At 65.8% G+C, this 18,419-nt stretch carries 19 protein-coding genes and 1 tRNA gene; 6 read left to right on the top strand and 14 right to left on the bottom strand.

Translation table 11 applies throughout. The features are described 5' to 3' along the window. Positions 1-25: 25 nt before the first annotated feature. Positions 26-499, top strand: coding sequence for a MarR family winged helix-turn-helix transcriptional regulator (locus QRN45_RS11650; RefSeq protein ID WP_241709652.1), 474 nt, complete (start codon positions 26-28; stop codon positions 497-499). Here QRN45_RS11650 and QRN45_RS11645 read toward each other — a convergent pair. From QRN45_RS11645 to QRN45_RS11600, 10 genes are all read right to left on the bottom strand, one after another. Further along, positions 496-732, bottom strand: coding sequence for a hypothetical protein (locus QRN45_RS11645; protein ID WP_078106653.1), 237 nt, complete (start codon positions 730-732; stop codon positions 496-498). The two genes, QRN45_RS11650 and QRN45_RS11645, sit on opposite strands and share 4 nt — an antisense overlap. Positions 733-929: 197 nt before the next feature. Next, positions 930-1,730 carry an SRPBCC family protein gene (locus tag QRN45_RS11640; protein WP_284763466.1) on the bottom strand — a complete coding sequence of 267 codons (801 nt, stop codon included), beginning with the start codon at positions 1,728-1,730 and terminating at the stop codon, positions 930-932. A 23-nt stretch (positions 1,731-1,753) separates the two neighbouring features. Continuing rightward, positions 1,754-2,608 carry an FAD binding domain-containing protein gene (locus QRN45_RS11635; RefSeq protein WP_241709654.1) on the bottom strand — a complete coding sequence of 285 codons (855 nt, stop codon included), beginning with the start codon at positions 2,606-2,608 and terminating at the stop codon, positions 1,754-1,756. Then, positions 2,605-4,974 carry a xanthine dehydrogenase family protein molybdopterin-binding subunit gene (locus QRN45_RS11630; RefSeq protein ID WP_284763464.1) on the bottom strand — a complete coding sequence of 790 codons (2,370 nt, stop codon included), beginning with the start codon at positions 4,972-4,974 and terminating at the stop codon, positions 2,605-2,607. Before QRN45_RS11630 ends, QRN45_RS11635 begins: the two co-directional genes overlap by 4 nt. Beyond that, positions 4,971-5,501 (bottom strand): (2Fe-2S)-binding protein, encoded by a 531-nt coding sequence (locus QRN45_RS11625; protein WP_264637331.1) that lies wholly within the window; start codon positions 5,499-5,501, stop codon positions 4,971-4,973. The genes QRN45_RS11630 and QRN45_RS11625 overlap by 4 nt, the downstream gene beginning before the upstream one ends. A 91-nt stretch (positions 5,502-5,592) precedes the next feature. Continuing rightward, positions 5,593-6,759, bottom strand: coding sequence for an XdhC family protein (locus QRN45_RS11620; protein ID WP_078106648.1), 1,167 nt, complete (start codon positions 6,757-6,759; stop codon positions 5,593-5,595). Continuing rightward, entirely contained in the window at positions 6,752-7,909 is a 1,158-nt protein-coding gene (locus QRN45_RS11615) for a vWA domain-containing protein (RefSeq protein WP_264637333.1), read from the bottom strand. The genes QRN45_RS11620 and QRN45_RS11615 overlap by 8 nt, the downstream gene beginning before the upstream one ends. Positions 7,910-7,913: 4 nt before the next feature. Further along, on the bottom strand, positions 7,914-8,810 hold the full coding sequence (locus QRN45_RS11610; protein ID WP_078106646.1) for an AAA family ATPase: 897 nt from the start codon (positions 8,808-8,810) through the stop codon (positions 7,914-7,916). 42 nt (positions 8,811-8,852) lie between these two features. After that, a complete protein-coding gene (gene moaA / locus QRN45_RS11605) occupies positions 8,853-9,893 on the bottom strand; it encodes a GTP 3',8-cyclase MoaA (RefSeq protein ID WP_241709660.1) in 1,041 nt (346 codons plus the stop codon). Positions 9,894-10,005: 112 nt separating this feature from the next. Then, entirely contained in the window at positions 10,006-10,692 is a 687-nt protein-coding gene (locus tag QRN45_RS11600) for a DUF2848 domain-containing protein (protein ID WP_078106644.1), read from the bottom strand. A 147-nt stretch (positions 10,693-10,839) separates the two neighbouring features. Here QRN45_RS11600 and QRN45_RS11595 point away from each other — a divergent pair, with 147 nt between their 5' ends. Next, positions 10,840-12,231, top strand: coding sequence for an MFS transporter (locus QRN45_RS11595; RefSeq protein ID WP_241709662.1), 1,392 nt, complete (start codon positions 10,840-10,842; stop codon positions 12,229-12,231). 57 nt (positions 12,232-12,288) lie between these two features. On the opposite strand, the gene QRN45_RS11590 is transcribed toward QRN45_RS11595, so the two are convergent. Then, a complete protein-coding gene (locus QRN45_RS11590; protein ID WP_264637334.1) occupies positions 12,289-12,945 on the bottom strand; it encodes a GntR family transcriptional regulator in 657 nt (218 codons plus the stop codon). A 32-nt stretch (positions 12,946-12,977) separates the two neighbouring features. Here QRN45_RS11590 and QRN45_RS11585 point away from each other — a divergent pair, with 32 nt between their 5' ends. Then, positions 12,978-13,772, top strand: a complete 795-nt coding sequence (locus QRN45_RS11585; protein WP_264637335.1) for a carbon-nitrogen hydrolase family protein — start codon at positions 12,978-12,980, stop codon at positions 13,770-13,772. Here QRN45_RS11585 and QRN45_RS11580 read toward each other — a convergent pair. The 3 genes from QRN45_RS11580 to QRN45_RS11570 all read right to left on the bottom strand — a co-directional run bounded on the left by QRN45_RS11580 (position 13,769) and on the right by QRN45_RS11570 (position 15,550). Beyond that, a complete protein-coding gene (locus QRN45_RS11580; protein ID WP_284763462.1) occupies positions 13,769-14,311 on the bottom strand; it encodes a DUF2087 domain-containing protein in 543 nt (180 codons plus the stop codon). The two genes, QRN45_RS11585 and QRN45_RS11580, sit on opposite strands and share 4 nt — an antisense overlap. A 404-nt stretch (positions 14,312-14,715) precedes the next feature. Further along, positions 14,716-15,273 carry a dihydrofolate reductase family protein gene (locus QRN45_RS11575; protein ID WP_284763461.1) on the bottom strand — a complete coding sequence of 186 codons (558 nt, stop codon included), beginning with the start codon at positions 15,271-15,273 and terminating at the stop codon, positions 14,716-14,718. A gap of 187 nt (positions 15,274-15,460) precedes the next feature. After that, a tRNA-Ser gene (locus QRN45_RS11570) sits at positions 15,461-15,550 on the bottom strand. Between the two features lie 116 nt (positions 15,551-15,666). Between QRN45_RS11570 and QRN45_RS11565 the strand changes: the two genes are divergently transcribed. Genes QRN45_RS11565 through QRN45_RS11555 form a run of 3 tightly spaced genes read left to right on the top strand, consistent with a single transcriptional unit; the run spans position 15,667 to position 18,396 of the window. Beyond that, on the top strand, positions 15,667-16,701 hold the full coding sequence (locus QRN45_RS11565; RefSeq protein WP_284763460.1) for a zinc-dependent alcohol dehydrogenase: 1,035 nt from the start codon (positions 15,667-15,669) through the stop codon (positions 16,699-16,701). A gap of 2 nt (positions 16,702-16,703) precedes the next feature. After that, entirely contained in the window at positions 16,704-17,099 is a 396-nt protein-coding gene (locus QRN45_RS11560; RefSeq protein WP_284763459.1) for a 6-pyruvoyl trahydropterin synthase family protein, read from the top strand. 49 nt (positions 17,100-17,148) lie between these two features. Then, positions 17,149-18,396 carry a DNA glycosylase AlkZ-like family protein gene (locus QRN45_RS11555; RefSeq protein WP_284763458.1) on the top strand — a complete coding sequence of 416 codons (1,248 nt, stop codon included), beginning with the start codon at positions 17,149-17,151 and terminating at the stop codon, positions 18,394-18,396. The last annotated feature ends 23 nt before the right edge of the window (positions 18,397-18,419 follow it).

Here is an 18,419-nt window from a genome sequence, read left to right as displayed (position 1 = left end):
ATCCCCTGCGGCTACAATGAGTCATATGCCGGACATTGAGCGTTGGCCCACCGGACGGTTGCTTTCGACAGCGGCCCGGCTGGTGGAGCACGCTTGGGACGAAAATCTCAGGGAGATCGGCCTCACCCACGCCGGTGTCATCGCCCTCGAGGTTCTTGCCGTCACGGGCCCCATCACTCAGACCGCTCTAGCGCAGATCGTCCGGGTGCAGGCCCAGACCATGGGGCAGACCCTCAGCAGGCTCGAAACCCACGGCCACATCAGCAGGCGTCGAAGTCCCGAGGACCGCAGGGTGCACGTCGTTTCGCTGACCGACGTCGGCAAGGAAGCGCTCGAGCGGGCGGTCGAGTCGGAGCAACAGGTCCTCGCCCAAGTGTCCATCGATACGTCGATGTTCAGGCAGGAATTGAAGGTACTCGTGCGCGAGCTGGCCGGCCGGCAAGCACCTGGGGGAGACAACGCGAGCGCCCCTCTTGCCGCCGCAGCACGGGAAGACTAATCCGAGGAAACGTCGACGGCGGATCGCTCACTGCGCCCAGGTCCCAGACCGCGCGCAGCCAGCTCATCCAGGACCGCGTCGTACCAGGACTTGACCCCGAACTCAGGCTTCCCGACGTCGAGCAACCTGAAGAGCGCGTCAGCCAAGAAGTTGAGCTCCGCGACGGACAACTTCGCAAGCCCCTCGACTGGGTCCAGCTCGCCTTCCAAGCATGAGCTGAGCAGCGCGTTCACAGCTCGGCTCCAAGCTTCGGAGCAGCTACGCGAAAAGAGTTGGCAGAGAGGTGAGGCGGGCGGGTCATGGGGTCACTCCGTGGAAGAATTCCGAGGGCCAGCTGCATAACCCACCTTGATGATATCGACGCCGTGAGGCGCGCGGCAAGAGCGCCGCGCCGCCCGAAAACCACCCTCCACACGGCTTGGATGGGCGTTCAATCCATCCCGTATCGCCGGACAAGCCAGACGACCAGGGCCAGGACAGCGGCGGCGCAAAGCACAGGGCCGAAACGGCGCACGAGCACCGGCCACACGGCCGAGCCCAGGTCCAATTCCGACGACGGCGCGAACGGCGCAGACAGAGGTGCGGGGGCAGCCGCGGCCGCGGAAACAGGCGCCGCCGGAGGCCCGGCCGTCGGTGTTGCGGGAACCCCGGCGGCGCGCTCGCCCACCGGTGCAGCAGGCCCGGCCGCAGCCAGCCCGGCTTCGGGCTCCGCGACCTCGTCCCCAGCCGCCCCAGGCTCCGCCGATGCCGCAGCGTTTCCGGCGTCGGGCCGCGTATCGCTAGGAGCCCCGCCGCCCGCCTTCCCGATCACGCACTGGACAAACTGCTCCAGCAACTTGTCCGAGATGTCCTGGATGACGCCCCGGCCGAATTGGGCCGGTTTGCCGGTGACGTTCATGTCGGTAGTCACGTCGACGGCGGTGCCGTCGCCGTCGGGCGTCAGCACTGCCGTCACCGTGGCGCCCGCTGTGCCGTTGCCGCGCTTGTCCTTGCCCGTGGCCGAAATGACCACCGTATGCGTCTCCTGGTTGCGCTCGAGGAATTCACCGGTGCCGGTGTAGATCATGGCGATCGGGCCGAGCTTGACCTTGACCGTTCCGGTGAACTGCTCGCCGCTCACGGACGTGAGGGTCGCCCCCGGGAAACAGGGTGCGATGTCTTCCAGTTGGTTGAAGGAATGCCAGGTGTCCTCCAGCGAACTGGGAACCACGAAGTGATGTTTGAGTTCCATGTCTCCCTCCCGCCCGTGTTCCGTTAGAGTCCGGCGGCCGCGATGACGGCCCGTTTGGTGAGGACCTCCGCCAGGTGGCGGCGGTAGGCCGCGTCTCCATTGAGGTCGCTGGCGGGATCGCTCCCTTCGGCGGCGTGCGCGCTCGCGGTGGCGATCGCTTCCGCTGTCAGCGGGGCGCCCGCGAGGGCCTGTTCGACGGCGGTCGCCCGCAACGGCGTGCTGGCCATGTTGGTCAGGCCGATCCTGGCCTCGGCGATGGTGCCGCCTTCCACCCGGACCATCGCGGCCACGGCGACGATGGACCATTGCTGGGCCACCCTGGTGAACTTCTCATAGTGCGAACCCCAACCGGTGTACTTCGGCACCCGAATATGGGTGAGGATCTCGCCGTCGTCGACGGCGGTGGTGAAGTATCCCTGGAAGAAGTCCGCCGCTGCCACCCGGCGTTCCCCGTTGGGGCCTGCCAGGATGAACGTCGCGTCCGCGGCCAGCACCGGCGCGGGCATGTCGCCCGCCGGGTCGGCATGGACGAGGGCGCCGCCGAACGTGCCGCGGTGGCGGACCTGGGGATCCGCGACCGTGGCCGCGGCCTGGGCCAGCAACGGCACGTGCTCGACTATGAGCGGGTCGGTGGCGATCTGGTGGTGCGTCGTCATGGCTCCGATCAGCAGTGCATCGCCGTCGTCGCGGACACCGGACAACTCGCCGATCCGGCCCAAGTCGACCACCATCGCGGGGTCGGCAAGGCGCAGTTTCATCACGGGGATCAGGCTTTGGCCACCGGCCAGCACCTTCACGTCGTCACCGGCGTCGGCCAACACGCCCAACGCCTCCGCTACCGTAGTGGGCGCGGCGTAATCGAATGCGCTCGGAATCATTGCACACCTCCGGTGGTCTTGGCTTCTTCGAGGGCGGCCCACACGCGCGACGGCGTACACGGCATCTTGATGTCCTTCACCCCGAGGTGCCGCACCGCGTCCAGCACACCGTTGACAATGGCGGGCGTTGAGGCGATGGTTCCCGCTTCGCCGACTCCCTTGGCCCCCAACTGGTTGGTGGTGGACGGCGTCTCGGTGCGCGCCGTCGTGAAATGCGGCAGATCCGGGGCACCAGGCACCAAGTAGTCCACAAACGAGCCCGTGACGAGGGTCCCGGCGTCGTCATGAACCGCCTCCTCATAGAGGGCCTGCGCGATTCCCTGTGCCAAGCCACCGTGGACCTGACCCTCCACGATCAGCGGGTTGACCACCACTCCGACGTCGTCCACGCAGACGTACTTTCGGATGGTGACCTGCCCGGTTTCGGTGTCCACCTCCATCGCGGCCAGGTGGGTGCCGTGCGGGAAGGAGAAGCTCTGCGGGTCGAAAGTGGCATCCGAATCCAGATTGGGCTCAAACCCTTCTGGCAGGTTGTGCGCCGAGAAGGCGGCGAAGGCGACTTCACCGAACGCCGTGGACTGGTCGGTGCCCTTGACGCTGAACTTGCCGTCTGTGAACTCGATGTCCTCTTCGCTGGCCTCCATCAGGTACGCTGCCAGGACCTTGGCCTTCTCGATCACCTTGTCCGCCGCGGCCAGCACAGCCATGCCACCGACAGTCAGTGAGCGGGAGCCGTAAGTGTCCAGGCCCCGCTGCGAGACCTGGGTATCGCCATGCAGCACCTCGATATTTTCGAACGGCACGCCGAGCCTGTCCGCCACGAGCTGGCTCCACGCGGTTTCGTGGCCCTGGCCGTGCGGGGAGGTGCCGGTAACCACCTCGACGTTGCCTGTGGGGAGCACCCGCACCTGGGCATGCTCCCAGCCGCCGGCGGCGTAACTGAGCGCGCCAAGTACCCGGGACGGAGCCAGACCGCACATTTCGGTGAACGTGGAGATGCCGATGCCGAGTTGCACGGGATCGTTGGCTTCGCGGCGCCGTACTTGCTCGGCACGGAGCTCGTCATAGCCAAAGAGCTCCACGGCCTTCGCGGTGGCCGCCTCGTAATTGCCGCTGTCGTATTCGAGTCCGGTGACTGTGGTGAAGGGGAATTCCTCGTTGTTGATCCAGTTCTTCTTCCGCACTTCCAGGGGATCCATGCCCAGTTCGACGGCGAGTTCATCCATCAAGCGCTCGATCGCAAAAGTGGCTTCCGGCCGGCCTGCGCCGCGGTAGGCGCCCGTCCACGCCTTGTTGGTGAAGAGGTTGTTGCATTCCAGACGGTAGGCCGGGAACTTGTAGATGGCGTTGTACATGAACGCGCCCAGGATCGGGACTCCCGAGCCGATAATGCCCAGGTAGGCGCCCATATCCGCCAGCAACTGGATGTCCAGCCCGGTGACCATCCCGTCCTTCGTGGCCGCGAGCTTAACCTTCTGTACCTGGGCCCGGCCGTGGTGTCCGGACTGCAGGGACTCGCTGCGGGTTTCGGTGTATTTGCACGGCTTGCCGACCCGCCGGGCTGCCATGAGCGTGATGAACTCTTCCGGGATCACTGTCAGCTTTCCGCCGAAACCGCCGCCCACATCCGGGGCGATCACACGGAGCTTGCTTTCCGGGAGGCCCAGAGTCAAGGCCAGAATCAGCCGCAGGATGTGGGGTATCTGCGTGGACGACCACATGGTGATTTGCTCACTCGTCGGGTCAACCACGATCGAGCGCGGTTCCATGAAGGCCGGGATGAGGCGCTGCTGATAAAAGGTGCGTTCGATGAGGACTTCGGCGTTCGCCAATGCTTCGGCGATCGGCTTGCCTGTGCCGGCTTCGCCCGAGTCAAAAACCCACGTCGCCGAGAGATTGGAGTCCAAGTTGGAGTGGGCCAGCACCTTGTCAGTGAACGCCTCCTCCAGATCCAGGACCACCGGCAGTTCGTCGTAGCTGACGTCCACGAGTTCGACGGCGTCGCGCGCCGCGGCGGCGCTGCGGGCAACGATGCAGGCCACTACCTCGCCGGCAAAGGCCACCTCGTCGACGGCGATCGATGGGAAAGCGGGCGCCTTCTGCTCGGCGGTGACGGGCCAGACGTTGGGCAGGCTGCCCTGTTCAGCGGCCACATCCGCTCCGGTAAGCACGGTGACGACGCCGGGTGAAGACTTCGCTGCGGAGGTGTCGATCGAGGTGATCTTGGCGTGGGCGAACGGGCTGCGGACCATGGCCAAATGGAGCATGCCGGGCAGCGTCATGTTGTCGGTGTACCTCGAGCGTCCGGTGATGAGGTGGGCATCTTCCTTGCGGAGGCGGGCCCTGCCGACTTCGGCGATGGTCATGCCACACCTGCCGTTTCCGCTTCATCGCTGTCAGCGGATACTGTGCCGTCTGCCGAAACCGTGCCGTCAGCCGCGGCCTGCACCGCGGCAACAATGTTCTGGTACCCGGTGCACCGGCAGAGGTTCCCCTCGAGGCCGTCCCGGATTTCCTGTTCGGTGGGGTGCGGGCTTTCGGCGAGGAGGGATGCCGATTGCATGATCATGCCTGGCGTGCAGAAGCCGCATTGCAGCGCATGGCATTCGTGGAAGGCTTGCTGCAGAGGGGCGAGTTTTCCGTCCCGGGCCAGGCCTTCGATGGTGGTGACGCTGTGGCCGTCTGCCTGAACCGCGAACATGGTGCAGGATTTGACGCTGACTCCGTCCAGATGGACGGTGCAGGCGCCGCAGTTGGTAGTGTCGCAGCCGATCAATGTGCCGGTCTTGCCAAGCCGTTCGCGCAGGTACTGGACCAGCAGCAATCGTGGCTCGACATCGTCTATGTAGCTCACATCATCGACTTCGACGGTGATCGTCTTGGAACTCGCCATGGGGATCTCCTGTCGCGTTGGACGACGGGCACGACTGCTCGGCATCCAGTCCTGATGTGACACAGGTTACTCCTCGGAGAACGCGAATGCCCTAGCCCGGCTTGAGTTCATAACCCGCATCCTCGTGGTCCGCTTCAACCGTGGGTTCGTGGTGGATCCGGGCCTCCATGGTGCTCAATCGTCCGCCGCCGCCACCCCAGTGCAACGCAATGATTTCGGCGGCGATGGAGACGGCCGTTTCTTCGGGGGTGCGGGATCCCAAGTCCAGGCCGATCGGGCTGGAGAGCCTGGCCAATTCGGCCTCGCTCAAGCCGGCTTCGCGCAGCCGTTCCAGCCGGTCGTGGTGCGTGCGCCGGGATCCCATCGCGCCCACGTAGGCCACGTTGTGGCGCAGTGCCAGCTCCAGGAGCGGAACGTCGAATTTTGGATCATGCGTCAACACGCAGATCACCGTGCGTTCATCCACTTGGCCGGCAGCGATCTGCGCCTGCAGGTAGCGGTGCGGCCATTCCACCACTACTTCGTCGGCCTGCGGGAACCGGGCAGCCGTTGCGAAAACCGCGCGGGCGTCGCAGACCGTGACCCGATAGCCCAGGAAAGTGCCTTGTTTCGCGACGGCGGCAGCGAAGTCGATCGCACCGAACACCAGCATCCGCGGCTGCGGGGCGAAACTGAGGGCGAAAACGCGCATGCCCTCGCCGCGGCGCTGCCCGTCCGGTCCGTACATGAGGGTGGCGTTGCGGCCTGCGGCCAGCAGGCCCTGGACATCGTCGGATACCGCGTGGTCGGCACGCTCGCTGCCGAGGGAGCCGACGAACCCCTCCGGGCGGACCACCAAATGGCGGCCCAGCCACGCCGGATCGGGGTGTTCGATCACGGTGACGATGGCAACCGGGCGGCCTGCACCGACGTCGTCCGCTACTTGCGGCAATTCCGGGAAGAGCTCAGTGGAAAGCGGTTCCACAAAAATATCCAGGATCCCGCCGCAGGTGAGGCCGACCTCGAACGCGGCGTCGTCACTGATGCCGTAGCGCTGCAGCACCGGCTTGCCGGACTCGACCACCTTGGTGGCCAGTTCGTAGAGCGCTCCTTCGACGCACCCACCGGACACCGAGCCCACCGCACTGCCGTCGGCGTCGACCATCATGGCGGCTCCGGCCGGCCGCGGTGCGGAGCGGAAGGTGCGCACCACCGTTCCGAGTCCTACTGTGTGGCCGGCCGCCATGGCTGCGACCAGATCGTCCAAGACTTCACGCATTGGCAACCACGTCCAACAACTCCTCGAAACTCTGCATTGAGTGCCCCCCTATAAAGAAGTCAACGTGCGGCAGGACCGCCCTGATTCCCCGCTGCAGCGGCTGATATCCCGCTTTGCCGCGGTGCGGATTGGACCAAATGATCCGCCGCGCCAGATGGTGCAGCCGTTCGACCTGCCGTCCCAGCAGTGCGGGGTCGCCCCGCTCCCAGCCATCGCTGGCAATCACGACGACGGCGCCGCGCACCATCACGCGCTGCCCCCAGCGGTCGTTGAACGCCCCCAGCACCTCTCCAAGCCGTGTCCCCCCGGACCAATCGGGGACGGCGCGGCCAGCGAGGGCCAAGGCATTGTCCGGGTCGGGAACCCGCAGTGCGCCCGTCACGCGGGTCAGTCGGGTACCGAGCGTAAACACCTCGACTTGGCGCGGGGCGGCTTCCACGACCCGGTGGGCCAAACGCAACAGGCTGTCCGCGTAAGGCGCCATCGATCCCGAGACGTCGATCAACCAGACCATCCGGCGGGGTTTACGCGGAGCCCGGGCACGGCGCAGCGGTCCGGGTTCCCCGCCGCGGCGCAGTTGGTCGCGCAGGGTCCGCACGCGGTCCACGTCGCCGTGCCGGTCGAGGTGCTTGCGCCTGGTCTGGCGGGTGGGCAGGCGTACCGGTAGTTCCTCGAACATCCGGCGCAGCAGGCCCCGCTCGGCGTCGTCCAGGACGGCGACATCGCGGTGCCGCAGCAGCTCACGGCGGCTGGCGAGCGCCCGCAACTGTTCGCGCCTACCTTCCGGCCCGCCGTCGTCGTTGTCCAAAGACGCGGCGCTGACGGCCGTCGCGGAGTTTTCCCGGCGCTCGGCGGCGGAATGTTCCACGGCGAACCAGGCCTCAAACGTCCGCTGGTAGGCGGGCAGGTCCTCCGGCGAGGCGCACAAGGTGGCGCGGCCCGCCCAGAAGACGTCCGAACGGCGATCCAGGGCGAGCCTGCCGACGGCGTCGACGAAGCTGAGCGAGCGGTCCGCGGTCACTTTCACGCCGGCCGCACGCACGGCGGCAGCAAAGGCCAACAGGATCTCTTCGGCGCTGTGGCCCGTGCCCGTGTCTGGGCTGTGGCCTGGGCTGTGCCCTCCCGGGGTGATCTGTCCTGCCGGCGGCATGCGCTCAGCCGAGCATCCGGGCCAAGGCCGCCGAGACCCGCTCGGTGTCCTCGCGGTACTTGCACAGCGCGCCGATGCTGGCCGCCGCCGAGGCCAAGTCCAACTCCGCACGGCCGAGCTGGTGCAGCGCGCGGGCCCAGTCCAGGGTCTCGGCAACGCCCGGAGGCTTGAGCACGTCGTCGGTGACCCGGATCTGCTGGACCGCGCGAACCACCTGCTCGGCAAGGAGCTCGGGCACCTGGGGGAGCCGGGTCCGCACAATCTCCACTTCGCGGGCCAGCCCTGGGTGGTCGATCCAGTGGTACAGGCAGCGGCGTTTGAGCGCATCGTGCAGGTCCCGGGTCCGGTTGGAGGTGAGCACCACGATCGGCGGGGTGTCGGCCTTGACGGTGCCGAACTCGGGGATGGAGACCTGGTAGGTGGAGAGCACCTCCAGCAGGAACGCCTCGAACTCGTCGTCGGCCCGGTCGATTTCATCGATGAGCAGCACGGCCGGGCTTTGCTGCAGCGCCTTCAGGATGGGGCGGGCCAGCAGGAACCGTTTGTCGTACAGCGAACTTTCCAGTTCGGCCACGCTCAGCCGCGTGCCCATTCCCGAGCCGCCGCTGGCCTCCACGCTGCGCAGATGCAGGATCTGGGCAGTGAAGTCCCAGTCATACAGCGCTTGCGACGCGTCGATTCCCTCATAGCACTGCAAACGGATCAGCGGCAGCCCGAACCCTTCCGCCAGCGCTTCGGCTAGGGAGGTCTTGCCGGTGCCCGGTTCGCCTTCCAGCAGCAGCGGCCGTTCCATGCTCAGGGCGAGGTAGCCGATGGTGGCCAGGCCGTCGTCGGCGAGGTAGCCGGTGGCGGCCAGCATTTCGGCCAGCGCTGTCGCGGAGCTGATCGACGTCTGCGTCATGGCACCAGCATAGGGTCACCGGCAGGGCTCCGGCCCGCTCGGCTACCCGCCGATGTACGACATCTCGATCTTGTGTGCCGCTGCGGGGTCTTTAGGCGTGTGCGAACTGCGCAGTTCCGAGTAGCGGTCAGTGCGGCCGCCCCACAGTGCGGACAACGCCGTCGAAAGCTCGACGTCGGACGCGCCGTCTCTCAGGAGTGCCCTCAGGTCCGTCCCGGCTGTGGCGAAGAGGCACGTGAACAGCTTCCCGTCGGCCGAGAGCCGGGCCCGCGTGCAGCCGCGGCAAAAGGCTTGGGTCACGCTGGAAATGACACCGATTTCGCCGCTGCCGTCCGCGTAGCGCCAGCGATCCGAGGTCTCGCCAGGGTAGTTCGGCGCCACGGACTCCAGCGGGAACTCCGCGCCGATGCGGGCCAGGATCTCGGCGGAGGGGACCACTTCATCCATTTTCCAGCCATTGGACGCACCCACGTCCATGTACTCGATGAACCGCAGGATGAACCCGGACCCCTTGAAGTGGCGAGCCATGGGAAGGATGTCCTGGTCATTCGTCCCGCGCTTGACCACCATGTTGATCTTCACCGGCCCGAGTCCCGCGGCCTGGGCAACCTCCGCGGCGTGCAGGACCCTGGCCACGGGATAGCCGACGTCGTTCATGGCCTGGAAGGTCTCCTCCCGGAGGGAGTCCAGCGAGACCGTCACCCGGTTCAGCCCGGCATCCTTGAGGACCTGTGCCTTCTGCGCCAGGACCGAGCCGTTCGTGGTCATGGCCAGGTCCGGTGCCAGCCCGTCGGGAGTGCGCAGCCGGGCCAGCATCCGGACCAGTTCCTCGATGTCCTTCCGCAGCAGGGGTTCCCCACCGGTCAACCGGATCTTCCGCACCCCGTGCCCTACCGCGATCGACGCCAGCCTGGTGATTTCCTCAAACGTCAGCAGCTGGTCCCGGGGCATGAAAACGAAGTCGCGCCCGAAGATCTCCTTGGGCATGCAGTAGACGCAGCGGAAATTGCACCGGTCCGTGACGGAAATCCGCAGGTCCCGCAGGGGCCGGTGGAAGGTGTCGGTGATGGAATTGGCGTCCATGCAGCGCCCTCTCAACGCGGTAGTAGTGCCAACCGCTTGTGCCTCTCCCAGCGTAAGCCCGGCCCCCGGCGCCCACAATGGAGATTCGGGTAGGACGACGGCGGAACCGGACTCAGCCGATGGGCTCCGCCATCTTCTCCACAACATACTGGGCGTCCACCGAGGTGCCGGTCACCGGGTCCGTCATTTCCACCTTCCAGCTGCGGGCAAACTGGTCGACCCCTTGTTTCATCGCAACCGTTCCTGAAATGAGGACCGTGCCCGGCTGGTTCAGCCCACGCTCCGCCAGGACCCCCAGCCAGTAGTCGGGGCTGAGGAGCGCCTCGAGCGAACTGTCCTGGATCAGGGTGTCCGGAGTTTCGCCGTCGCCTACCCAGCCCTTGAGCGTGATGTTGTCCAAATGGTCGCGGACGTCATCCAGGCGCCAGGCTTTGCGACCCAACACGTCCGGGCTGGCGTTCTTGCTCCATGCCACGCCATGGACTTCGAGTTCGCGGTCCGTATGATCGCACGCCACTGTCAGGAGCACGTCCTCCTCCGTGATCACGAGCGCCCATTCCGCTTCGCCCGAGGTCCTGCCGTGCTGCACGCGGACTTCGGAAACCTGCTGCGCCAGGTATGGCGACACGGGGTACAGTGCCGGCGTGGTTGCGGGACCGGGAACGCCGAGTTCGGCCAGCTCGGCGATGTGGGCTTGCACTTCTTCCTGTTCGCGCCCTGCGTAGCCGGCGTTCAGGAGGTGCTTGACCTGGACATTCCGTGTGGTGCCATCGGGAAGTTCAAAGCTCAGAGTCGTCATTTTCTGTCCATCCTTTGCGTGTCCTGCTGGAGAAATTTTTCAAACCGGAAACCGGAAACAGTCGCCAATGTACAACCAGTATGCGTAATGTATACATTTAACGCCAGTGTGGCAGGCGTCACCGTAAACTTCTCGTGGAGGAAACCCATGGCCAACGTTCCAGTTCCGGCTTCCGGCGCAGCGCCGCGTCCGGGAAAGCCGATGCATCCCAAAGGCCTGTACAAGGCCTTTGCCGCAAGTCTCACCGGCACCGCGCTCGAGTGGTACGACTTTGCCGTCTACTCCGCCGCGGCCGCCGTCGTGTTCCCCCTTGTCTTTTTTCCGTCATCGGACCCCTTGACCGGGACCATCCTGGCGTTCTCGACCTACGCCGTGGGCTACGTGTCCCGACCGGTGGGTGGCATCATTTTCGGCCGGCTTGGTGACCGCATCGGCCGTAAGAAAGTCCTGGTGACGACGCTGATGATCATCGGCGTTGCCACGGTGCTGATCGGGGCGCTACCGGGCTATGGAAGCATCGGGATTTCGGCCCCGATCATCCTTGTGTTGCTGCGCTTCGCCCAGGGCGTGGGCGTGGGCGGCGAATGGGGCGGCGCAGTGCTGCTCTCCAGCGAATACGGCGATCCCCAGCGGCGCGGCTTCTGGGCTTCGGCGGCCCAGGTCGGACCGCCGGCCGGCAACCTCCTGGCCAACGGCATCCTGGCCGTCCTGACCGTTACCCTCAGCGAAGCGCAGTTCATCAGCTTCGGCTGGCGCATCGCCTTCCTGGTCTCGGCCGTGCTGGTGGGCTTCGGTCTCTGGATTCGGCTCAAGCTTGAAGACACCCCGATTTTCAAGGCCATCGAGGCGCACGGTGAGCAGTCCAACGCTCCGGTCCGCGAAGTCTTCAGCAAGGAACTCCGGCCGCTCGTCGCTGCCACCCTGTGCCGGGTGGGCCCGGACGTGCTGTACGCCTTGTTCACAGTCTTCACCCTGAGCTACGGAATCCAGACGCTTGGCTATGACCGCAGCCAGGTCCTCACCGCCGTGTTGATCGGCTCCGCATTCCAGCTCTTCATGATCCCGCTGGCGGGTGCCGTCTCCGACCGCTTCAACCGGCGCCTCGTCTACGGCATCGCGGCAGTGATCGGAGCCGTGTGGACTTTCGTCTTCTTCGGCATCCTGGGCGGGCACAGCGAGCCGCTGCTGATCGTGGGAATTGTCCTGGGCCTCATGGCGCACTCCTTCATGTACGGACCGCAGGCCGCCTTCATCGTGGAACAGTTCTCCCCGAGGCTTCGGTCCACGGGAAGTTCGCTGGCCTATACCTTCGCCGGCGTGATCGGGGGCGCCATCGCACCCTTGATGTTCACACTCTTGCTGTCCCAGTTCGGCACCTGGATTCCGGTTGCCATCTATGTGGCCGTGGCCGCCGTCGTCACCGTCGTGGGATTGGCGCTCGGCCGGGACTCCGACACTGTGGAGGATGAGGACTACCGCCTGCTGCTCGAAGGATCTGCGGCGGCAAGCCAGCCGTCCGCGGCCGCTGAAACCCGCTGACCCTCGGGAGAAGTCGTGAGCATCTCGGCAAGCTGCGCTGGGCAGCCAGAAACTGCCTTAAGTCCGGAGCAGGATGTCCCGGGTCACCGCAAGGTGATGGTCAATCGCTTTCTGCGCCTTCGCCGCGTCGCCGGACATCAGGGCGTCGAGAATGCCCTGGTGTTCGGCGCACACCTGCTCGCGCCGGCCTCCGGTACGGAACAGCGCGGAGACGCCTACCAGGATCTGCCGGACGTGGAGCTTGCTGTACGTCCGGGAGATCAGCTCGTTGCCCGCCGCGTCGATGAGCTGCTGGTGGAACAGCGTGTCCAGGCGGATAAACTCGCGGGCCGCTTCCGGGCTCAGTTCCTCGGGAAGCTTGGCCTGCTGGTCAAGGGTTTCCTGCATCGTCCCGGCGGGGATCCGGCCTTGCTCGATGACCAGCCGGGCAGCGTGGCTTTCAAGGATCCCGCGCAATTCCATCAATTCGGACATTTCCCGGCCGGTCACCGGGGGAACGTAGGCCCCGCGCTGGGGAATCAATTCCACCAAGCCGTCCGAGACGAGCAGCAGGAGCGCCTCACGCACCGGCGTACGCGAGACGCCGATTTCCGCGGCCAGTTCCTGCTCGTTCAGGAACTTCCCCTGGACTTCGGGGTCGATCAGGATATTTTCACGCAGGTACGCGTATGCCTTCTCGCGGCCGGACGCCGCAGTCCCCGAACTTTTTCGCATACATCATGTATACAACAATTTGGAGCAAATTCATGCGTTTAGCCGTGGCACAAATCATCACGGGAGCCGATCCGGCTGCCAACCTGGAACTGATCCGAGAATACGCCACCCGCGCCAAAGCCGCCGGAGCCGAACTCGTGGTCTTCCCCGAAGCGGCGATGCGCGCCTTCGGCAACAGCCTGGCGGACATCGCCGAACCGTTGGACGGACCATGGGCCACAGCGGTCCGCGGCCTTGCGCGGGAGCTGGACATCGCCGTCGTGGTGGGAATGTTCACTCCGGGCGAGGGCGGCCGGGTCCGGAACACCCTGTTGGTCACCGGCCCAGGGGTGGACACGTCCTATGACAAGATCCACCTCTTTGACGCATTCGGCTTCGCGGAGTCCGATTCGGTCGACGCCGGGACGTCGCCCGTAACCTTCGAACTCAACGGCACCGTGTTCGGCCTTGCCACGTGTTACGACGTTCGATTCCCAGCCCTCTTCACCGCCAACGCCCGGGCAGGAGCGCAGGTCAACATCGTCTGCGCCTCGTGGGGCGCCGGCGAGGGCAAGGCCGAGCAGTGGGAGCTGCTGGTGCGGGCCCGCGCAGTGGACAGCACCACCTTCGTGGTGGCGTGCGGCCAAGGCAATCCCGCCAGTGTCGGCCTGCCTGCCACCGGCACGGCGCCCACAGGCATTGGGCACAGTGCTGTGATCTCGCCGTTGGGTACCGTGATGGTGACCCTCGGCGAAATGCCGGAACTCGCCGTCGTCGACGTCGATCCGATTGTTGTGGAGGGAGTCCGGGGCAAGCTTCCGGTCCTGGCGAATGCCCGGGAACTTTAGGGGCCGCCGTCGGCGACTTCTTTGAGGGCCAGCCAGTAGGCCGATCCGTCGGGCATGCGGCTCACGATGCCGGCGTCCACGAGGTAACGCCGGAGCATGGGCACGTCTCCAGTGAACCGGGCGAGGCGTTCGTTGAGCTCCCGTTCCGCCATGCGCTCGCCGGTGTCCAGGATGCGCGTCGCTACCCATGCGAGGAGCCTGAGGCGGTCTGCCTCCCGCGCAGGATAGCGGTCGATGCGGCCATCCGCAGTCAAGAAGCGCTCGACGCCGGACGGGCTGGGTGCAGACGAGAGGCCCGCCAGCGCGTCCCGGAAGGCGTGCTCGCGGATGCGGTAGCGGACACCGCCTTCGGTCTCGACCGCCTCGACCAGCCCCGCCTGGTTCAGGAGCGTGAGCGCCCGTTCGAGTTTTGCCGGCGAGAGCGAGCTGCCCGGGGTTCCGCCGACGCCGATCTCCGCGAAGACTCTCCGGGCTTGGGCGTTTGCCAGCGCCGCGAGGAGGCGCCGCGCATCCGTCGTCGTCGATGATTCGCTCCCCATGGGCCCAGCATAGGCACAAATGGACGCCGGGCGGATGGGGCAGGAGGCTACGCTGAATAACTGCCAGGGCGATGTCCTGCGGAGGTCTTCCCAGCCGATCTAAGGAGCTCTCTAACGTGGACCTTACTTTAACGCTATTTGTACCGGTGATCTTTTTGGCAATATTCCTCTATTGCCTATATGGAGTTATTTACCGCGCGGTAAAGAATGCCATCAAAGATGCCTGGCGCGACCGGGACGATGAAGCTGTTTCCGGACTCGGTTCCAGAGGAAGCGACACATAGCCTCAGGTCAGGGCGGCGCCGTTCTGACCCTCCTTCGTTCCGGAATGCGCTTACGACGCGGCGAGTCGCGTCATTTCAGGGCTTTCGAGCGGCAAAAAAGGTCAGGACGGACAGCCACCCTCAAGCAGCCCGTCGATAGTGCAAGGCGACCGCGCCGTTGCTGAGCGGCTCCGCCGAGATCAGCTCGAGGCGTCGGGTGCTAGGCAGTCCGCCCTGGTACAGGGTGGGGCCGTGGCCGGCAATCCTGGGATGGACAAGGAACTTGTACTCGTCGATCAGATCCAGCTGGTCCAGCGCTGTCGCAAGTTTGCCGCTGCCGACGAGCACCCCGCCGGGAGTCGCATCCTTGAGATCCGGCACCGCCGTACGCAGCTCGCCGACCACGTGGTGGCTGTTGGTCCACGGGAAGTCGCTTCGCGTCGACGACACAACGTACTTCGGCTTGGCCTCCAGCTTGAGCGCCCACTCGCGCATCGCAGGCGGCGCGTCCTCGTCGCCGCGGGCGACCGCCGGCCAGTAGCTCTCCATCATCTCGTAGGTGGTGCGGCCCCAGAGCATTGCACCCCCCTCGTCCATGAGGCGGGTGAAGTAGGCGTGCGTCTCGTCGTCGGCGATGCCTTCCTGGTGGTCGACGCAACCATCCAGGGTGACGTTGAGGCTGAAGGTTAGGAGACCCATACGACGATTCTAGGCCGCCCACTTACGGATGCCTCAACAATCACTGCCTCGCCACGGAGGCTGCGTTCGTCGGATGCACGAAAGCGATCAGCTCCCTGCTCGGCGAGCGGGGGTAGCTTACTCGGCGGAATCTGCACCACCACGCCCCAAGAATGCAGAAAACCCCCGGAATTCCGGGGGTTTTCATTGGCGGTGACGGTGGGATTTGAACCCACGTTGGCTTTTACACCAAACAACATTTCGAGTGTTGCACCTTCGGCCGCTCGGACACGTCACCAACTGAAATAGGGTACCGGAGTGGAGGCCTGTTCCCCAAAACGGCCGGGCGGCGCCTACTTAGTAAGTAGCCTTCCCTTTCGTAATCGCAGCCGCAGGACTAGATTCGCAAGCACGATGACTCTTCCACGAAACGCGCCGCAGAACCCGGCACAGAAAACCCACCCCCAATCCGCCCTGGCCTACTGGACCGTCGGCCCCTGCCAGGGTGAGCTCCGGAGCGAGGACCTTCGAGCACCGGCGCAGGGTGAGGCCCTGGTTCGGACCCTGTACTCGGGAATCAGCCGGGGAACCGAACTCGTGGTCCACGAAGCCAATGTCCCCCCACGCATCGCGAAAGCGATGCGGGCGCCCCACCAAACCGGGGATTTTCCTGCGCCGGTCAAGTTCGGCTATCTATCGGTCGGCGTCGTTGAAGAAGGTCCCGAAGATTGGATCGGCCGGAACGTCTTCTGCCTGCATCCGCATCAGGACCGCTACGTCGTGCCCCTCAGCTCACTCACCCGAATTCCCGACGGCGTGCCGCCACGGCGCGCTGTCCTCACCGGCATCGCCGAGATCGCGCTCAACGCCCTCTGGGAGGCCGGACCCCGGCTCGGTGACAGGATCGCCGTCGTCGGGGCCGGACTCGTGGGCGGCATGACAGCAGCACTGCTGCGCGGTTTCCCGCTGGAACGCCTGCAACTCGTGGAGACGGACCCGGGGAAGCGCGGGTTCGTCGAATCCCTGGGCGTGGAGTTCGTGCTTCCGGACGATGCAAAGCAGGACTGCGACATCGTGTTCCATTGCTCGGCCACGGACGAAGGGCTGGCCCGTAGCCTGCAGCTCGCGGGGGACGAAGGCGAGATCATTGAGATGTCCTGGTACGGGGACCGGAAAGTCTCCCTCCCGCTGGGGGAGGACTTCCATGCCCGGCGCCTCTCGATCCGGGCCAGCCAGGTGGGAGTGGTGGCACGTTCGCGCCGGCACCGCCGCACCTCGAGCGAGCGGCTGGACCTGGCCGTGTCACTGCTGCGGGACCCGGTGTTCGACGCCTTCCTCACGGGAGAGTCGCAATTCGAGGAGCTACCGGAGGTCTTCAATGGCCTGGAAAACGGCGAACTGGACGATCTTTGCCGGGTCATCAACTACCCCAATACCAAGAAAGGCTAACCATGTTCAGCCTCACCGTCCGCCGGCACTTCATGATCGCCCACAGCCTGCCGCGGAAGTCGTTCGGCCCGGCGCAGGGACTCCACGGAGCCACTTTCGTGGCCGAGGTGACGTTCCGCCGGGCAGCACTGAACGACGACGCGATCGTCCTGGATATCGGCGCGGCCGGAACCATCCTGGACGAGGTGCTGGCCGGCCTCAACTACAAGAACCTCGACGAGCACCCCGACTTCGCCGGACAGCTCACGACGACGGAGGTCCTGGCCCGCTTCATCGCTGAGGCGGTTGCCGCGAAAGTCCGCGAGAGCGACGACGGCGGTGCGCTCGCCGGCGTCGACGTCGTCCTCCGGGAACATCCCGACGCCTGGGCTGGCTTCTCGCTGGACTTCGAGCGATAGCTAGCGCGGGACCGCCCCGGATGCCGGGCAAACGGTGCAGAATGGGGCCATGACGTCCGCCGTGCTTTCCACCCGAACACTCACCCCTGAACTGCTGCGCGCCTGGGCGTGGCATCGGCAGGGCCTGGACGGCTCCCTCTCCGGGAAGACCTCCGAGGAAGTCCTGGACCGCGCCGGTTGGGCCCGCTCCGTGGGCGGCGCCAACCCCTACCTGACGCTCTTCGCCCGGGCAGGGATCCGCCGCGAACAGGTCGATCGGGACGTCGCCGAGCTGAGAATACACGAGCTTCCCACAGCGCGCGGATGTACCTACGTCCTCGGCCGGAACGACTTCGCGTGGGGCCTCCAAGTGGGTCGGGAGGCCGCGGTGGCGCCGTTCAAGGTCCTGGCCCGGCTCGGCGTCGAACGCGGAGAGATCACCCTGCTCGAAGAGCAAGTGCTGCACACCCTCATGGAATCCAGCGACCCCATGGATCCCAAACAGCTCAAGGACGAGCTCGGCGAATCCGTCCGAAGCCTCGGCGAAGAAGGCAAGAAGAAGGGCGCGTCCACCACCCTCCCCACAGCGTTGGGCCTCCTGCAAGCCGACGGCCGTATCCGCCGCGTGCCGGTCAACGGCCGCCTCGACCAACAGCGCTACGCCTACACGTCATGGGCGCTGCCGCCCAGTACCCTCGACGACGACGCCGCCCGCGCGCGCCTGATCGAACGGTACCTGCGTTGGACCGGCGGCGCGACGTTAAAGCAGAGCCAATGGCTTACCGGCTTCACTGTCGCGCAGAGCAAGGCGGCGCTGGCCGCCGTCGGCGCCGTCGAAGTGACGACGGCGGTAGGCGAGCCTCTCTGGATGCTGCCCGACGACGTCGAGCACCTTTCCGCGTTCAAGGCGCCGCAGGAGGAACAGATCCAGCTTCTGGCCGGGACAGACTCTTTGGTGCTGTTGCGCAGGAACTCGGCGGACATGCTGGCTGAAGGCGATAGGGGCCGGAAGGTCCTGGACGGCACCCTGGGTCTGCAGGCGGATCTGTCAGACCACCCGATCCTGGACCGGGGACGCATCATCGGGCTGTGGCAATACGATCCGGGCAAGGAACGGATCGCGGCCTGGACATTCGACAAGCCCACCGCGGCCGTCACCCAGCGGATCACTGAGGTGGAGAGCTGGATCCGCGAAGACCTCGGGGATTTTCGCTCGTTCAGCCTGGACTCGCCGGCATCACGCCAGAAACGCATTGACGCCCTGGACAGCGCCAATTCAACAGTGCCAATTCATAAGGCGAACGCCGCCACCACCTGAGGCTGGTCTCGCTTTGGGTTGCG

Origin of the sequence: Arthrobacter sp. efr-133-R2A-63, assembly GCF_030209795.1 — a bacterium.
GTDB lineage: Bacteria > Actinomycetota > Actinomycetes > Actinomycetales > Micrococcaceae > Arthrobacter > Arthrobacter bambusae_A.
Note: the sequence above shows the minus strand (reverse complement) of the source record. Positions and strands in the feature narration are given on the sequence as shown.

Bases quoted from the DNA above. Each gene is read 5' to 3' on its own strand.
- QRN45_RS11565 (WP_284763460.1), top strand. From the start codon at position 15,667: ATGACTCTTCCACGAAACGCGCCGCAGAACCCGGCACAGAAAACCCAC.
- QRN45_RS11600 (WP_078106644.1), bottom strand. From the start codon at position 10,692: ATGACGACTCTGAGCTTTGAACTTCCCGATGGCACCACACGGAATGTC.
- QRN45_RS11575 (WP_284763461.1), bottom strand. From the start codon at position 15,273: ATGGGTCTCCTAACCTTCAGCCTCAACGTCACCCTGGATGGTTGCGTC.
- QRN45_RS11635 (WP_241709654.1), bottom strand. From the start codon at position 2,608: ATGATTCCGAGCGCATTCGATTACGCCGCGCCCACTACGGTAGCGGAG.
- QRN45_RS11610 (WP_078106646.1), bottom strand. From the start codon at position 8,810: ATGACGCAGACGTCGATCAGCTCCGCGACAGCGCTGGCCGAAATGCTG.
- QRN45_RS11585 (WP_264637335.1), top strand. From the start codon at position 12,978: ATGCGTTTAGCCGTGGCACAAATCATCACGGGAGCCGATCCGGCTGCC.
- QRN45_RS11620 (WP_078106648.1), bottom strand. From the start codon at position 6,759: ATGCGTGAAGTCTTGGACGATCTGGTCGCAGCCATGGCGGCCGGCCAC.
- QRN45_RS11590 (WP_264637334.1), bottom strand. From the start codon at position 12,945: ATGCGAAAAAGTTCGGGGACTGCGGCGTCCGGCCGCGAGAAGGCATAC.
- QRN45_RS11625 (WP_264637331.1), bottom strand. From the start codon at position 5,501: ATGGCGAGTTCCAAGACGATCACCGTCGAAGTCGATGATGTGAGCTAC.
- QRN45_RS11630 (WP_284763464.1), bottom strand. From the start codon at position 4,974: ATGACCATCGCCGAAGTCGGCAGGGCCCGCCTCCGCAAGGAAGATGCC.
- QRN45_RS11580 (WP_284763462.1), bottom strand. From the start codon at position 14,311: ATGGGGAGCGAATCATCGACGACGACGGATGCGCGGCGCCTCCTCGCG.
- QRN45_RS11595 (WP_241709662.1), top strand. From the start codon at position 10,840: ATGGCCAACGTTCCAGTTCCGGCTTCCGGCGCAGCGCCGCGTCCGGGA.
- QRN45_RS11615 (WP_264637333.1), bottom strand. From the start codon at position 7,909: ATGCCGCCGGCAGGACAGATCACCCCGGGAGGGCACAGCCCAGGCCAC.
- QRN45_RS11640 (WP_284763466.1), bottom strand. From the start codon at position 1,730: ATGGAACTCAAACATCACTTCGTGGTTCCCAGTTCGCTGGAGGACACC.
- QRN45_RS11560 (WP_284763459.1), top strand. From the start codon at position 16,704: ATGTTCAGCCTCACCGTCCGCCGGCACTTCATGATCGCCCACAGCCTG.
- QRN45_RS11650 (WP_241709652.1), top strand. From the start codon at position 26: ATGCCGGACATTGAGCGTTGGCCCACCGGACGGTTGCTTTCGACAGCG.
- moaA (WP_241709660.1), bottom strand. From the start codon at position 9,893: ATGGACGCCAATTCCATCACCGACACCTTCCACCGGCCCCTGCGGGAC.
- QRN45_RS11555 (WP_284763458.1), top strand. From the start codon at position 17,149: ATGACGTCCGCCGTGCTTTCCACCCGAACACTCACCCCTGAACTGCTG.